The organism is Geoanaerobacter pelophilus, from assembly GCF_018476885.1.
GTDB classification, from domain to species: domain Bacteria; phylum Desulfobacterota; class Desulfuromonadia; order Geobacterales; family DSM-12255; genus Geoanaerobacter; species Geoanaerobacter pelophilus.
Genome location: NZ_JAHCVJ010000001.1, coordinates 999,534 through 1,015,010, shown reverse-complemented (window position 1 = coordinate 1,015,010; position 15,477 = coordinate 999,534). Strand labels below are relative to the sequence as shown.

The window sequence follows — 15,477 nt, the reverse complement described above, 5'->3', positions numbered from 1 at the left end:
CTTATTTTTGATAACAAGAAGCCCCCATACCTGCTAAATGCAACGCAAGAATGAGGGCCTGAACGTGTCTATTTCGAAGTAATCACAAATTCGTCGCGACGGTTCTTGGCCCATGCAGCTCCATCGTGGCCGGTATCAGCAGGTTTTTCTTTCCCGTAGCTGATGGTTGAAATTCTGTCTGCAGCAACTCCCATCGTTACTAGATACTTCTCTGCTGCTTTGGCTCGTTTCTCTCCCAGTGCCAGGTTGTATTCTTCTGATCCGCGTTCATCGCAATTCCCTTCAATCTGCACCTTAATGGCCTTTTCATTCTTCATAAGCTCCGCGTTTTTTGCAAGGATGTCTCTGGCCTCCTGGGAAAGATTCGCTGAATCAAAATCAAAATAGATCTTCTCCAGGGCGGCTTTTAACTCACCAGCATTCGGGATAGGCTGCAACTCATTACTCTTTTCCATAACCTTCTTGACCGCTTGCCCTTTTGCAGCTTCAGCCTTGGCTATTTGTTCCTTGGCAGATTCAGGCTTGGACGGTTGCTTGACTGCAGCGGTTGCAGCAGGAACAACAGGTTCGTCCTTCTTGACCATTTCATTTTTCGCACAACCGCTGGACACAAGTATTGCACAACCTAAAATCAGGCATAAACTTACGGCATGCTTTTTCATTGTTGTCTCCTTTTTTTGAATTTTCCGAGAATATGGATGTGGAGGATTATATTGACGAAATACTCGAACATCACTATAATTCGTGCAGCTAATTATTAGTGTCGCTAACTAAAATGTCAAGACAATTTCGGGAGCATTCGTGAGCAAAAATGCTGAAGCTGTTTCAGAGGTAATTGACAATCTGCGACGAATTTTCCAGGCGATAAATGAGTATTCTAAAAATGCCGAACGGATAACAGGCTTAACCGGGCCTCAACTCTGGGCATTGAAAATCCTGGCCATAGCAGCTCCTCTGCGACTTTCCGATCTTGCTCGTCAGATGTACCTGCGCCCGGCAACGGTTGTGGGCATCATTGACCGTCTTGAAGGCAAAGGTCTGGTAACTCGGACCCGCTCAATACAAGATCGCAGAGCGGTGGATATCGATCTCAGCGAAATGGGAAGAAAAGTAGCCTCCAAAGCGCCTGAGGTTGCCCAGGCTATGCTTTTGAACGGATTGGAAGAGTTAACAGACGATCAGTTTTCCCGTGTTGCGGACGGAATGCAACTGATGGTGTGCGTGTTAGGAGCTGAGCAGATCACACCACAACCTTTACATGGCTGAGTCAGAGACAGGCAACAAACTATCGAAAAGGAACAGCACATGAAAAGTTCTCTTGATCTCGCATTAATCGGTAACTGCCAAGTCGGAGCGCTGATAGATTCAGCTGCGGAGATAGTCTGGTACTGCATTCCACGCTTTGACGGCGACCCCGTATTCTGTTCTTTGCTGCAGGAGCACCAGGCAGGCTCCGGTCATGGCTATTGTTCGGTAGAACTGATTGATCAGATCAGTTCGGAACAGAGATATGAACCGAATTCAGCCGTGCTGGTGACGCGGCTGACTGACAGCAGGGGAGCACATGTGGAAATAGCAGATTTTGCACCCCGCTTTCGTCAATACGGGCGCATGTTCACGCCGATGATGCTGGTCAGGCAGATTCGTCGCTTGCATGGCAGCCCGAGAATCTGCATCCGTGTTCGCCCCGCATCTGACTACGGTCGAAGTTGCTGTGAATATACATACGGCAGCCATCACATCCGTTATGTGTCTGACGCTGCCACCGTTCGATTAACCACAGATGCATCCATAACGACAATTCTCCAGGAACTCCCGTTCATTCTCGATGATGAACTGACGCTTGTTTTTGGCGCCGATGAAACCATACAGGAGCCTCTGCGCGAACTGGCACGCAGGTTCAGGAATGAGACCATTGCCTATTGGCAGAACTGGGTGCGTGACCTGGGGATCCCTTTTGAATGGCAGAATGAAGTCATCCGTGCCGCCATTACCCTGAAACTGAATACTTTTGACGACACCGGCGCAATCGTTGCCGCCATGACCACCTCAATCCCTGAGTCCCCGGATTCCGGCAGGAACTGGGATTATCGCTACTGCTGGCTGCGGGACGCCTATTTTGTCGTCAACGCTCTGAACCGACTCGGTACCACTCATACCCTGGAGCGGTATCTGAGCTATCTGGTCAATGTTGTCGCCAGTGCCGAAGGGGGGCATGTGCAACCGGTATACGGGATTGACGGCAGAACACGCCTGGAGGAGCGCGAGGTGCCGACACTTGCCGGTTACGGTGGCATGGGACCGGTGCGGGTAGGGAATCAGGCATACGAGCAGATTCAGCATGACGTGTATGGTTCAGCGATTCTGGCCGTTACCCACGTTTTTTTCGACCAGCGCCTGACGCATCGGGGAGATGCCGCGCTCTTTCATCGACTGGAGCCTCTGGGAGAAACCGCCATTCAGATGCATGACCAGCCGGATGCCGGCCTGTGGGAGCTGCGCGGGAGCAAAAGAATTCACACCTTCTCCAGCATCATGTGCTGGGCCGCCTGCGACAGGCTGGCCAAAATTGCCAGCCGGATCGGGCTAACGGAACGGGTACATTACTGGGACCGCCAGGCAGCTGCCATCCATGCCACGATCTGCGCCCGAGCCTGGAATGAGCAGAAAAAAGCCTTCACCGCCGCCTTTGAAGGAGATTCCCTCGACGCCAGCCTGCTGCTGATGCACGACGTAGGTTTTCTGGCTGCCGATGACCCGCGCTTCGCTGCCACCGTGGCGGCCATTGAGCGGGAACTCCGACAGGGGGATTATATTTTCCGGTATGTGGAGCACGATGACTTCGGCGCTCCGCAAAATGCCTTTATCGTCTGCACCTACTGGTACATTTACGCCCTGGTTGCCCTGGGGCGAAGTGACGAGGCACGGCAACTGTTTGAGAACCTGCTGGCGCGGCACAATCGCCATGGGCTCATGGCTGAACACCTTGATGTCCGAAGTGGCGAGCAGTGGGGTAATTTCGTCCAAACCTACAGCATGGTTGGACTTATCAACGCCGCCATCCGGCTCAGCAAACGCTGGGACTGGGCATTCTGATTCAGGTGATGGAGTGTATCAATGAATAACGCCAGCCTTCGTTATCTGCTGAAAAAACTGAAAGACTATCTGGCCATCAAGACGGAAATGGTCAATCATCAGGCAATTATCAGGGATGTTGCCTCCGGGGTGGATCGCTCCTGGATTTATTACCTGATGCTGCTGATGGCTAGCCTGATAGCCCTTCTGGGGTTGCTCACCAACAGTGTCGCCGTGGTCATCGGCGCCATGCTCATCTCTCCCCTGATGGGCCCGATCATCTCGTCAGGCCTGGCTCTCACCATCGGTGATCTGCCGCTGGCCCGCCGGGCGTTTCAGACCATTGCCGTCAGCGTCATCCTTACGCTGCTGGTAACAGCCCTTGTTTCTCTGCTATCACCATTGAAGGATCCGACCGCGGAGATCCTCGCCCGGGTCCGCCCCAATATCTATGACCTGTTTGTGGCAGTATTGTCCGGTATTGTGGGCGCTGTGGCGCTCTGCACCAAACGCAATTATCTGATCACTGCGACCGGGGTTGCGGTGGCCACGGCGGTCATCCCGCCACTGAGCGTTGCCGGCTACGGGCTGGGTACGGGGCAGATCATGCTCGGTCTGGGTGGTTTCCTGCTCTTTTTCACCAATTTTGTCGCCATCGTATTGACGTCCGACCTGGTGTTTTTCGTCATGGGATTTCGCGCCAGTCATGCCGAGACAGTGCCGTATTCGGCCCGTGCGCGCTGGCTGGTCATTGCCGGAGTGTTGCTGCTGATCTCGATTCCGCTGGTCTATACCCTGGTAGTGGATCTGAAGAAGGTCAATACGTCAAAGCGGATTGAGCGTGTGCTGAAAAAGAATCTCAACAAGGGGGAAATCTCTCACCTGACCGGCTATACCTATGCTCCCCGGCAAGGAAGGCTGATGGTCAGGGCAACGGTCAACACCGTCAGCTTTATTGAAAAGAAAAACCAGCAGCAGATTGAAGCGGAACTGAGCGACACCCTGAAGCAGCCGGTTGATTTGCGACTCGAACAGCTCCTGGTCGCCTCGGACAAACTGCCGGAATCCGGTGCTTCCCCTCTGATTCCGGGCGGCGGCACTGCAGCGCCGCGGCTTGAAACAGCCGCTGAACTCAGCGCCAGGGTCGGAGGAGTGGCAGCGCATGCCGAAAAGGAACTGGCCGACGCCTGTGCTCCATTTCCTGTGACGGACACTCGGCTTGTCTTCAATGCGACCGGTGGCGGAGTGCAGGTGACCGCCATCCTTCACCGTGACTATACCTTGAGCGCCGATGAACAGGTCCTTTTAACACGAACCCTTGAGCGATCTCTGGAGTTACCGGTTGCTCTGAACATTGCCGTAACCCCGTTGTTCCCTGCGGTTAAGTTCGCCGATGATGGCAGCCTTTCCACCGAAACCACCCAAAAACTGGCTCTTCTCAGGCAACTCCCCGGCGGGCCTGACGGATTCAGGTTTATTGTCGAGGCGCCAAAGGGTACGCATGCCAAAGAGATTGCCACCGTGTTACGGCACCTGAAACAGAAACTGCACCTGCCCGAGGCGGCCATTACAGCCGTTAAAGCTCCGGAAAGAAGAGGTACGACAGATATAACGCTGCGCATCCTGCGCCGTGGGGAGGCTCCATGAAAAAAAGCACAAGCGGTTTCCCCTTCAGATCACTGCATCTTTCTCTCAGGTTCATCATCCCGCTGGCGCTTGCCCTTGTCCTGCTGGCGTACGGGGTTGTGCCGCTGATTGACGGCCTGACACTCCGCTGGGCGGTGCGCGATATGGATATCCGCTCGCGCCTGATCAGTTCGACCATCCAGGAACCATTGACCGAATTACTGCAAAAAGGAGATCGGGTTCGCATCAATTCATTGCTGCAGCGGGCCACGCAGGATGAGCGGCTCATGGCTTTGGGTGTCTGTGACGGAAGCGGAAAGCTGCTCTACCGTTCATCGGTATTCCCTGCGGAACTATCCTGTAAAGAGCCTGAGAAGACGGGCAACGACCCTGCTCATCTGATCCGGTTGCCCCAGGGGCCGGTGCATGTTGCCATCACGCCCCTCATGGTCGAGTCTTCCCAGGTCGGCTCTCTCGTGCTGGTTCATGATATGAGCTACATGGAGCGCCGCAGTGCCGACACCCGCAAGTATGTCATTATTCTTTTCGTAGTCTTGGGTATCGTCATTTCTCTGATTACCGTATTCGTCGCCCACCTCAGCTGGCGGGGCTGGATGGAGGGAGTACGGGCGATGCTGCGCGGCGAAGGAATCCTTAAACCATTTTCCGGAGGACGCCAGGCGTCACAGGCAGAGCTGCAGCCTCTGGTCGGCGATCTGCGGGCACTGCTGCGCAGCCTTGATGCCGAGCGGCGCTTTGCCGATGACGCCACCATCACCTGGAGCCCGGACACGCTGCGGGGCTTGCTGCACAAGCAGCTGGCAGGAGAGCGGGTCATCGTCGTCTCCAACCGTGAGCCATACTTCCATCTCCGCAAAGGCGACCGGGTAGAAGTGCACCGTCCGGCCAGCGGCCTGGTCACTGCGGTAGAGCCAGTCATGCGGGCCTGCTCCGGCACCTGGGTCGCCCACGGCAGCGGCTCGGCGGATCGTGAAACCGTGGACCGCCACGACCGGGTGCGGGTACCGCCCGACAAACCGGAGTACACCCTGCGCCGCATCTGGCTGACGGAGGAGGAGGAAAAAGGGTACTACTACGGCTTCGCCAATGAAGGACTCTGGCCGCTTTGCCATATCGCCCATGTCCGTCCGGTGTTCCGCACCAGTGACTGGGAGCAGTATGTACGCATCAACCAGCGCTTTGCCGACGCAGTGGTCAGGGAGGCTGACAGTGAGGACCCGGTAGTACTGGTTCAGGACTACCATTTCGCCCTGCTGCCGGGAATGATCCGGAAAGCGCTCCCCAAGGCAACCATCATTACCTTCTGGCATATCCCCTGGCCAAACCCTGAATCCTTCGGCATCTGCCCTTGGCGCAAGGAGTTGCTGACCGGGATGCTTGGCAGCACCATTCTCGGTTTTCACACCCCCTACCACTGCAAGAACTTTCTGGAAACGGTGGACCGCTATCTGGAAACGCGCATCGAGCATGAGTCCTCAACCGTGTTCCGGCGCGGACAATTGACCATGGTGGAGAGCTATCCGATCTCGATCCAGTGGCCACCTCCATGGCAGGGAACGCTGCCGCCGGTGGAGCAGACACGGGAAGAAATCCTGCATGAACTTGGCCTCCCCCCGGATCACCTCCTGGGTATCGGTGTTGACCGGATGGATTACACCAAAGGGATACCCGAGCGGTTTGCCGCGGTGGAGCGGATGTTTGAATTACACCCGGAAATGGCGGGACGCTTCACCTTTGTTCAGATTGCCGCGCCGAGCCGTTCGGTACTGGAGGAATACCAGACCTTTGCCAATCGCGTCCACGGAATGGCGGAACGGATCAACGCCCGCTTCGCCCGTAACGGAAGTCCGGCTATTATTCTCAAGGCCGAGCACCATGAGCCAGAGGAAGTCAACCGCTACTATCGTGCGGCACAGGTCTGCATGGTTACCAGTCTGCATGATGGCATGAATCTGGTGGCAAAGGAGTATGTGGCCGCCCGGGAGGATGAACAGGGGGTGCTGGTTTTGAGTCAGTTCACCGGGGCTGCCCACGAACTGCACGAAGCTCTGATCGTCAACCCGTATCATGTGGAACAGACGGCCGAAGCTTTGTACCAGGCACTAACCATGCCCGAGTATGAACAAAAGGAACGGATGCGAAGCATGCGCGCCCTGGTTCGTGATTTTAACGTCTATCGCTGGGCCGGTCGGATGCTGCTGGATGCCGCCAGAGTACGACAGAGGGAGAGACTGGCCATGAGAATCGGGAGAGAGCAGTAATGGCACAATCACTATTCAGTTCTGACGGGCTTGTTGCTCTTGCCCGCTACGTCGCACCTGACACCCTGTTTGCCTTCGATCTCGACGGTACTTTGGCGCCAATAGTTGACGACTACGCAGCGGCCAAAGTTGAAGAACCGATGAGGACCACGCTGGATCGACTTATTAACCTCGCGAAAGTTGCCGTAATTACCGGAAGATCCAGGAAGGATGCCTTGGGAATACTTGGGCTTGAACCGCATCTGCTGATTGGTAATCATGGCGCCGAATGGCCGTCTGGTGACACCAGTCGGGATTGGGGGCATGTCCGATGCAGCCTGAAATGGCAAGAACAACTCCATGACAAACTATTTAGTGTTCAAGGGATTGAAATCGAATTCAAGGGGGAATCCATATCGCTGCATTACCGTAAAGCAGATGATCCTGAGCAGGCAGCTGCCCAGCTTACTGCCGAGATTTCAAAACTTGATCCAAAGCCGAGGATTATCGGGGGGAAATTTGTCATCAATCTGTTGCCGGTTGAAGCATTCACCAAAGGTGAAGCCCTTGTTGCCGCTATGTATTCATTCAATGTAAAACGGGCGATTTATGTCGGCGATGATGTTACTGATGAGGAAATATTTCAGTTGAAAGGTATTGATCTTTTTGGCATCCATATCGGCAATGGGACCCAAACTGCTGCTCAATATTATGTGAGCAAACAGTCGGAACTACTTGGCGTTCTCAATTCTATGGTGGGGATTTTGGAATTGCATCAGGAAGATTTTCACTTCAGAGACATCAGCTGAAATATCAATCAGTGGCTTGGATACGCAACATTCATCACTAAACACCTAAGCACCTGATTCTGATATTGTTCATGGAGCGAAAGGGCAACGAATTGAAAATTATCAAGGACTTTTACGAGCGGGAATCTTCAGTCGGCATAATTCTCATTATGGTGACGGTACTCGCCTTGTTGCTGAAAAATTCTCCATTTGCCGAGACGTATAACCTCTTTCTGTACACTCCGGTGGAAATCAGGTTCGGAGCACTGGATATTGCCAAGCCGCTGCTGCTCTGGATTAACGATGGCCTCATGGCAGTGTTTTTTCTGCTGGTGGGTCTGGAGGTAAAACGTGAGATTCTCTACGGTAGTCTTTCTTCGTGGTCGCAGGCAGCATTGCCAGTTATCGCTGCGCTCGGCGGCATGACCGTCCCGGCACTCATATACATCGGATTCAATCGAAATCAGCCGATTGCCCTCCAGGGATGGGCAATCCCCACAGCAACGGATATTGCCTTTGCCCTGGGAGTCTTATCCCTGCTTGGCAAGCGTGTGCCAACGTCACTGAAGATATTCCTCCTGGCTCTGGCAATCATCGATGACCTTGGCGCCATCGTCATAATCGCGCTGTTTTTCACCGCCGAACTCTCGCACGTCTCCATGGCGATTGCCTCCGTAACACTGGTCCTGCTCTTTATCGTCAATCGAGTTAGTGTCACGCGCCAGGCAGCCTATATCCTGTTAGGATCTGTGCTCTGGGTCAGTGTGCTCAAATCAGGGGTCCATGCTACCCTGGCAGGAGTCGCCCTCGCGTTCATGATACCCATGGAAGCGAAAGAAATAGACGGGACCAGAGTATCGCTCGCCGAACGCCTTGAGCACGACTTGCACCCCTGGGTTTCTTTTTTGATTCTGCCACTTTTCGCCTTTGTTAATGCAGGTATTGACTTGCGGGGATTATCGATCAGGGAGATTTTCGACCCGGTGCCCATGGGGATAATGTGCGGCTTGTTCTTCGGAAAGCAGATCGGGGTATTTGTGTTCAGTTGGGTCGCAATCCGACTTAAACTTGCCGTATTGCCGCACGGCGTCACGTGGTCACAGTTCTATGGTGTTGCCATAATGACGGGGATCGGATTTACCATGAGCCTGTTCATCGATTCACTAGCGTTTGTCGATGACAAAATTTACCAGTATGCCGATAAACTGGCAGTTCTACTAGGTTCATTGGTGTCGGGTGTTATGGGATACTTGGTTCTTAGATACAACAGGCATAATCGAGCGTCTTAGAACTACAAAGATTTCCTGTCCAAACTCCGATACTGAATCGCCTCAGCCAGGTGTTGTTCCCTGACATATTCAGATCCTTCAAGATCGGCAATCGTACGAGCCACCTTCAGAATCCTGGTATATGCCCTAGCCGAAAAGCCGAGCCGTTCCGTTACCATTTCCAGCAGGCGGTGTCCAGCAGCATCGGGTTCACAGAATTTCCGTATCTGCCGGGGATTCATGTGTGCGTTGAAGTGGACCTTGGTTCCCTTGAAACGCTCAAGCTGAATACCCCGTGCCGCTTCGACACGCTTTGCGATGACTGCCGAACTCTCGCCTTCGGACTGCTCTGCCAACTCACGGTATTTTACAGCAGGAACTTCGATGTGGATGTCGATCCGATCCATGAGCGGACCGGAGATACGGGAGCGATATTGGATTAGTTCACGCATGGTGCATGTACAACTATCTGGATTTGCAGGGTTCCCTGAGCACTTGCAGGGGTGTGTGCACCTTTCTCTACTATTCTGACTCAAGACGGCACTTGTTCTCAATTCAAATTCCCCTCGAAAAACAACCTGTTCCCGGTTATCCCGAATTCCCAATCACAGTTGGTGAACACATCCGCAAGAAACGGATGGATCTCGGTCTCCTCCAGAGAGAAGTAGCAGAGATCATCGGCGTCACCGAATCCTCTATCTGGAACTGGGAGCATGGCACCGAACCAGAACTGCAATATAATCCAAGAATTATCAAATTTCTAGGTTATATTCCGTTCGACTGCCCGGATGACACTGTGGGGCGGCTTGCGTGGTATAAGAGAGCTATGGGAATGAACCTGGATCATCTGGGTGAAGCTATGGGCCGTGATCCTGAACAATTATCTGACTGGCTGAGTGGAAGACATAATCCATTTCTGAAGAACCGGGAGAAGATAGAGCAGTATCTGAAAAATCAAGAAACCTTCCTTCTGCCAGAGAAGAAATAGTTGATTGTTTCTTCCGCAAAGGGAAGCTTTTCATAATTGGAACTTCCGGTACAACCCTTCATCAAAAATCATCATTGACCTTTACCAGTCCACGAATCCGTTTGGGTAGCAGGGCCAGCTTATCATCGATGTGCCTGCCGAAGGTGTAACGAACTGAATTCTCCTCGTCGTTGAAAAGTTTCACTCCGACTATGTTGGCAACCTCAAACACCAGGCCGATTTCACATTTCGGATCGCCGCGCTCGATCTTCTGCAAGGTTCTTCTGGAAATCCCCGCCCGTCCGGACAGCTCTTCCTCGGTCATCTTGCGCTCTTTCCTTCCAAGCCGGATGAGCTTGCCCAGCAGTTCTGCTGCATCTCGGGTCTGACGGAGATATGTACGGTTCACAGGAGAGGCCATAAACCACCGTTAGGCTATTATCTTACTCATAATAATACTTATTGAGTACGATAGTAACCAAATGGTGGTAATTAAGTCAAATGCTATACATTCCACAGTTCGCTTTCGCTCTATCAACACAATTGAGGTTGCAGGACATTTTTCAGTTTTACTAACGCTCGCTCTTCAATCTGACGTACCCGCTCACGTGAAATGGAAAAGTGGTCCGCAATATCTTGAAGTGTTAGAGGATCATCATTGGTGATCCTGTGTTCAACAATATATTTCTCTTTTTCGTTCAACCCCTGCAGGGCATGGGCAATTGCTTTCTTCAGTGAATGCTCCTGCTGATACTCACCGAGCATTTCTTCCTGATTCATCCGGTCGTCAGCAATAGTCTCAAGTATCGTCAGGCCATCGCCCTCAATGATTTCCTCATTGAGAGAAACTTCTCCTTTAAGCCGCTGCTCCATTTCTACGACTTCATGATCTGGTACGTGGAGCATACTGGAAACTTCAAATGCGTCGCTATCCCTGCCGGTTAACTTAAGTAGTGCTTCCTTGGTTTTGCGCAACCCATAAAACAATTTTCTTTGTGCTTGCGTAGTACCAATTTTTACCAGGCTCCAAGCGGAAACAATGTAGTTTTGAATGTAAGCACGAATCCACCATACGGCATAAGAAATCAATCGAACCCCTCTATATGGATTGAATTTACGAACCGCCATCATGAGCCCAATATTGCCCTCCTGAATCAGATCGAGCATTTTCAGGCCGTAATGACGGTATTCGGAAGCGACTTTAACCACATAGCGAAGATTGGAAGTAATGAGGGTATGAGCAGCCTCCAGATCCTTTTCCTCAAAGAACTTGACGGCGTAGTCCCTCTCTTCATCTTCTGTAAGTAAATTGAATTTGCGGATTTCGGAAAGATAGAGGGTAAGACTGTCGGAAATGATTGGCAGATTGGTAACCATGACGCACCTCCTGAAAACTTGTATCATGATTAGCACTCTATGGTGCTGACTGCTAAAAATGTAGCAAATATTTTTAGCAGTTTCAAGTAGAAAATCAATATAAGCTACATAATATCAGCGTGTTAACCTTACTAAAAAAACATCTCTTCCCCCCTTGATTTTTTGAAAACAGGAATTATTTATTGATCAGAAAGTCACACATCGAAAGGAGGTAATCCACATGGCAACCTGGGATGTATTCAAAGAACTGGACACACTGAGAAGGGAGATCGATGAAGCTTTTCGTGGCGCTGGTTACAGCCGTCCATTTGGCCCGACATTCCTTTCGCCGGTAACAACCCGCCGCTTCCCGCTGGTTAACTTCAGCGAGGACGAAGGGCATGTCTATATTGAGGCACTGGTTCCCGGCGTAGATCCAAAGGATGTCGATCTGTCCGTACTACGGAACACTGTCACCATTAGTGGCGAGCGCAAACCGTTTGTCGAAACGGAAGGCCAGATCGTGCATCGCTCGGAACTCGGCTCCGGCAAGTTCTCCCGCACGTTGGAACTGCCGGTCGACATCGACCCTGAGAAGATTTCGGCCCAGTGCAAAGACGGTATCATGCAGATAACACTGGCCAAGGCAGAACATGCCAAGCCGAAAAAAATCGAAATCAGACTTTCGTAATCACACAGACCACTTGGAAAGGAGGTAATTATCATGGCAGCAAACAGCTTGACCGAAAGAAATGATGAACGGAATGTTCAGGCTCGTGAAGAAACACGGTCGAATGAGAAATATATCCGCCCGGCGGTGAATATCATCGAGACCGAAGAAGGACTTGTCCTTACCGCAGATATTCCCGGTGCATCCAAGGAAGCTCTCGATGTCAACGTCGAAAAAGGCATCCTGACCATCACTGCGCCGGCCCAGCATACCACGCAGGGAACCTCTGCATATCGTGAATTCGAACTGGCCAGTTACTACCGGCAGTTCACGATTCCTGAAAGCCTCGACCATGAAAAAGCAAAGGCAGAGTATGTCAACGGTATTCTGACCCTGAAGGTGCCTAAGGCGGAGGTCGCCAAACCAAAACGGATTTCCGTACAGGTCGGGTAAGGAAGGAGCATTAACGGGAGGTGATCACAATGTCTAACCTGTTGCCTGAAAGATGGAGTGAGGCGCTGGAGCGGGTTAACGACAAGATCGGCCATTTCCTGACCAAGGTGGCGCCATGGAAGAAACAGGAACAGTCACCTGAAAGGATAACAACCGATACCCTTCCAGCATTCCTGAAACTTGGTGGTCCGCTGTTGGACATGCATGAGACCCCTGAAGAACTGATTATCAGGGCAGAAGTACCGGGACTGAATAAAGATGACTTTTCAGTTGAGCTTGTCGGCAGGCGGTTAACAATACATGGTGATAAAAAAATCGTACGTGAAAAGAAAGGAGGTGATGGGTGCCTTATTTCAGAATGCAGGTACGGCAGTTTTTCGCGTAGTATCCAGTTGCCGTACGAGATAGATGAGAAGTTTATTTCGGCGGACCTCAAACACGGGGTTCTCACGATCCGGCTCCCAAAGCCGGAAAAGGCACAGCATACCCGCTATCGGGTGCCTGTCTCCTGAACCAGCAGATTGTACCGAGGGCCGCTTCAGCGGCCCTCACTATTTCAGCAGGGTAATAATGGCAGGTGAACGTTATGAACAACTACCAGGACTACTACAAGACACTCGGCGTCGAGAAAAAAGCAACTCAGGATGAAATCCAGCGGGCGTATCGCAAGCTGGCTCGTAAATACCATCCTGACATAAATAAGGAAAGCACTGCCGAGGAAAAGTTCAAACAGCTCAATGAAGCCTACGAGGTCCTGGGTGACCCGGACAAAAGAGCCAAGTATGATCAACTTGGCAGCGGTTGGAATGGGCAATTTTCCAATCAGAGCTATCAGGATGGCGAAAATGTCCGATACCATTTTTCCAATGCCGACCCGGGTCAGTTCAGTGACTTCTTCCAGAACCTGTTCGGTGGTGGCGGATGGAACTTCACGGAGGAGAGCACTTTTCCGGGTGGCGGAGTCAGGCGACGTCGAGGGCGCGACCATGAAACCGCCATCAACATATCATTGGCTGATGCCTATCATGGCGCAAAGAAGAGCATCGAACTGGAGCGGGCTGAACCGGGCGGTGACGGCAGGCCGACCAGAACCAGGCGCAGCTATGATATCACCATCCCCCAAGGAGTGACTGATGGCTCCTTGATCCGCCTGGCTAACCAAGGCGGGAGCGGGAGCGGTGGTGGAGATGCAGGAGACCTGTTTCTGCGGGTGAACATACTTCCCGATAGTCGCTTCACGCTCAACGGACACGACCTTGCCACTACCGTTGATATAGCTCCCTGGGAGGCTGCCCTGGGAGGGAAAGTCTTGGTGCCTACTGTCGATGGGCGCATTAACCTTTCCGTGCCCGCCGGCACCCAAAGCGGTCAGAGCCTGCGGGTGCGTGGAAAGGGAATGCCGGTCGCCCCGGGCAGGTTCGGCGACCTGCTGGTAAATGTCCGCATTGTTGTGCCACAGCATCTCACAGCCAGGGAGCGGCACCTCTTTGAAGAACTGGCAAAAGAATCACGATTTGAGCCGCGAAAGTAACTGAGGTACAGCCATGACAGTCCAACACTATGAAATTATTATCAGCAGAAAGCATGAACTGGTCTCCGTGCCGGGGATAACCATCCATGAGTTGAGCAGGCTGTGCGATTGTCACCTGACGGTGGCGAGACGGCTCTTCTCAATCGGCCTCATTGAACCGTTGACTGCCGGAGATACTCCGCTGTTTGATCAAAGCGCCGTGGTTCGGGCACGCAAAGCACTGCGACTGAAACGGGACCTGCGGCTCAATTTCGATGCCATTGCCCTGGTAATGGATTTACTTGACCGCATCGACGAACTGGAACGACGAATATAAGCAATACCCTGACAGGAGCTCAACCATGATACAGAAAACTGCCGATCCGTTCCTGCGCCGCCTGCGTTGGTTGACCATCGCCGTTATCACCGTACTGTTTGCCTGGCATGCCCTGTCATGGGCAGACCGGGCTTTCCAGAAAGAATCGGCAACCCCACGTGCGGTTACCGCCCGCGGCGATCTGGCTGCCGATGAGAAATCGACCATTGAACTGTTCGAGCGTTCACGAGATTCGGTCGTGTATATATCGACTTCGGAACGGGTCATGGACTTCTGGAGCCGCAACATCTTCACCATCCCCCGCGGGACCGGATCCGGGTTCATCTGGGACGACAAGGGGCATGTGGTCACCAACTACCACGTGATCGAAGGTGCCTCGGAAGCACGGGTCAGATTGTCGGACGGCAAAGAGTACAGAGCAAGCCTGGTGGGCGCAAGCCCCATGCACGATCTGGCTGTGCTGAAGATCGGCAGCAGCTTCAAAGGACATTCGCTGCCTGTAGGGACCTCGCACAATTTGAAAGTCGGCCAGAAGGTTTTCGCCATTGGCAACCCCTTCGGCCTAGACTGGACCCTGACAACCGGTGTTGTCTCGGCCCTGGACCGCTCGTTGAAGGGAGAAACGGGAAGCGTCATTGAGCATCTTATTCAAACTGATGCTGCCATCAATCCGGGCAACTCCGGAGGGCCGTTGCTTGATTCCGCCGGGCGGTTGATCGGCATTAATACCGCTATTTACAGCCCTTCAGGGGCGTCAGCAGGGGTTGGCTTTGCCGTGCCGGTGGATACGGTCAACCGGGTTGTGCCGCAATTGATCGGTCGCGGCAAGTACCTGCGTCCTTCCCTTGGCATCGAAATAGACCAGGACCTGAACGAGGTCATTACGTCACAGCTGGGTGTAAAAGGAGTGGTCGTACTCAGAGTTACCCCCGGTTCACCGGCTGCACGGGCCGGGCTCAAGGGGAGCAGGGTTGGCCGAGATGGTTCACTGACACCCGGAGACATTATATCCGCCGTGCAGGGCAAACAGGTAGAGACGATCCCCAAACTGCTGGCCCGGCTTGATGACTTCAAGGTAGGGGAAACCGTGACCATCACTATTCTCAGGGATGGTAAAAAACAGCAGCTAAGCATACAATTACAGACCGAATAACGGAACACAAGAA

17 protein-coding genes are annotated in these 15,477 nt (G+C 52.7%); 13 read left to right on the top strand and 4 right to left on the bottom strand.

The genetic code is table 11. The features are described from left to right. Nucleotides 1–68 precede the first annotated feature (68 nt). Complete coding sequence (gene pal, locus KI809_RS04695) at nt 69–662, bottom strand: peptidoglycan-associated lipoprotein Pal (protein WP_214170323.1); 594 nt, start codon at nt 660–662, stop codon at nt 69–71. Nucleotides 663–801: 139 nt separating this feature from the next. Here pal and KI809_RS04690 point away from each other — a divergent pair, with 139 nt between their 5' ends. From KI809_RS04690 to nhaA, 6 genes are all read left to right on the top strand, one after another. After that, nucleotides 802–1,266, top strand: coding sequence for a MarR family winged helix-turn-helix transcriptional regulator (locus KI809_RS04690; protein WP_214170322.1), 465 nt, complete (start codon nt 802–804; stop codon nt 1,264–1,266). A 39-nt stretch (nt 1,267–1,305) separates the two neighbouring features. Continuing rightward, entirely contained in the window at nt 1,306–3,096 is a 1,791-nt protein-coding gene (locus KI809_RS04685; RefSeq protein WP_214170321.1) for a glycoside hydrolase family 15 protein, read from the top strand. Between the two features lie 21 nt (nt 3,097–3,117). After that, entirely contained in the window at nt 3,118–4,722 is a 1,605-nt protein-coding gene (locus tag KI809_RS04680; protein ID WP_214170320.1) for a TIGR00341 family protein, read from the top strand. Continuing rightward, the gene (locus KI809_RS04675; protein ID WP_214170319.1) at nt 4,719–6,983 is read left to right on the top strand and encodes an alpha,alpha-trehalose-phosphate synthase (UDP-forming); all 2,265 of its coding nucleotides are present in this window, start codon (nt 4,719–4,721) and stop codon (nt 6,981–6,983) included. The genes KI809_RS04680 and KI809_RS04675 overlap by 4 nt, the downstream gene beginning before the upstream one ends. Beyond that, nucleotides 6,983–7,771, top strand: a complete 789-nt coding sequence (gene otsB, locus KI809_RS04670) for a trehalose-phosphatase (protein WP_214170318.1) — start codon at nt 6,983–6,985, stop codon at nt 7,769–7,771. The genes KI809_RS04675 and otsB overlap by 1 nt, the downstream gene beginning before the upstream one ends. A 92-nt stretch (nt 7,772–7,863) precedes the next feature. Continuing rightward, complete coding sequence (gene nhaA / locus KI809_RS04665; protein WP_246559175.1) at nt 7,864–9,039, top strand: Na+/H+ antiporter NhaA; 1,176 nt, start codon at nt 7,864–7,866, stop codon at nt 9,037–9,039. 2 nt (nt 9,040–9,041) lie between these two features. Here nhaA and KI809_RS04660 read toward each other — a convergent pair whose 3' ends face one another. After that, nucleotides 9,042–9,470 carry a magnesium chelatase subunit ChlI family protein gene (locus KI809_RS04660; RefSeq protein ID WP_246559174.1) on the bottom strand — a complete coding sequence of 143 codons (429 nt, stop codon included), beginning with the start codon at nt 9,468–9,470 and terminating at the stop codon, nt 9,042–9,044. A gap of 92 nt (nt 9,471–9,562) precedes the next feature. Between KI809_RS04660 and KI809_RS04655 the strand changes: the two genes are divergently transcribed. Next, a complete protein-coding gene (locus tag KI809_RS04655) occupies nt 9,563–10,006 on the top strand; it encodes a helix-turn-helix domain-containing protein (protein ID WP_246559173.1) in 444 nt (147 codons plus the stop codon). Between the two features lie 61 nt (nt 10,007–10,067). On the opposite strand, the gene KI809_RS04650 is transcribed toward KI809_RS04655, so the two are convergent. Together KI809_RS04650 and rpoH are read right to left on the bottom strand one after the other, a co-directional pair. Beyond that, complete coding sequence (locus tag KI809_RS04650) at nt 10,068–10,406, bottom strand: helix-turn-helix transcriptional regulator (protein WP_012468272.1); 339 nt, start codon at nt 10,404–10,406, stop codon at nt 10,068–10,070. A gap of 113 nt (nt 10,407–10,519) precedes the next feature. After that, a complete protein-coding gene (gene rpoH / locus KI809_RS04645; protein WP_012468273.1) occupies nt 10,520–11,362 on the bottom strand; it encodes an RNA polymerase sigma factor RpoH in 843 nt (280 codons plus the stop codon). 220 nt (nt 11,363–11,582) lie between these two features. Here rpoH and KI809_RS04640 point away from each other — a divergent pair, with 220 nt between their 5' ends. The 6 genes from KI809_RS04640 (at nt 11,583) to KI809_RS04615 (ending at nt 15,464) form a co-directional block, all read left to right on the top strand. After that, nucleotides 11,583–12,032, top strand: coding sequence for an Hsp20/alpha crystallin family protein (locus KI809_RS04640; RefSeq protein ID WP_012468274.1), 450 nt, complete (start codon nt 11,583–11,585; stop codon nt 12,030–12,032). A 33-nt stretch (nt 12,033–12,065) separates the two neighbouring features. Next, nucleotides 12,066–12,464: an Hsp20/alpha crystallin family protein gene (locus KI809_RS04635; protein ID WP_012468275.1), complete on the top strand. Its 399-nt coding sequence runs from the start codon at nt 12,066–12,068 to the stop codon at nt 12,462–12,464. Between the two features lie 29 nt (nt 12,465–12,493). After that, entirely contained in the window at nt 12,494–12,976 is a 483-nt protein-coding gene (locus KI809_RS04630) for an Hsp20/alpha crystallin family protein (protein WP_214170314.1), read from the top strand. 74 nt (nt 12,977–13,050) lie between these two features. Then, nucleotides 13,051–13,995, top strand: a complete 945-nt coding sequence (locus tag KI809_RS04625) for a DnaJ C-terminal domain-containing protein (protein ID WP_214170313.1) — start codon at nt 13,051–13,053, stop codon at nt 13,993–13,995. Between the two features lie 13 nt (nt 13,996–14,008). After that, nucleotides 14,009–14,311: a chaperone modulator CbpM gene (locus KI809_RS04620; protein WP_012468278.1), complete on the top strand. Its 303-nt coding sequence runs from the start codon at nt 14,009–14,011 to the stop codon at nt 14,309–14,311. 25 nt (nt 14,312–14,336) lie between these two features. Continuing rightward, on the top strand, nt 14,337–15,464 hold the full coding sequence (locus KI809_RS04615) for a S1C family serine protease (RefSeq protein ID WP_214170312.1): 1,128 nt from the start codon (nt 14,337–14,339) through the stop codon (nt 15,462–15,464). Nucleotides 15,465–15,477 lie beyond the last annotated feature (13 nt).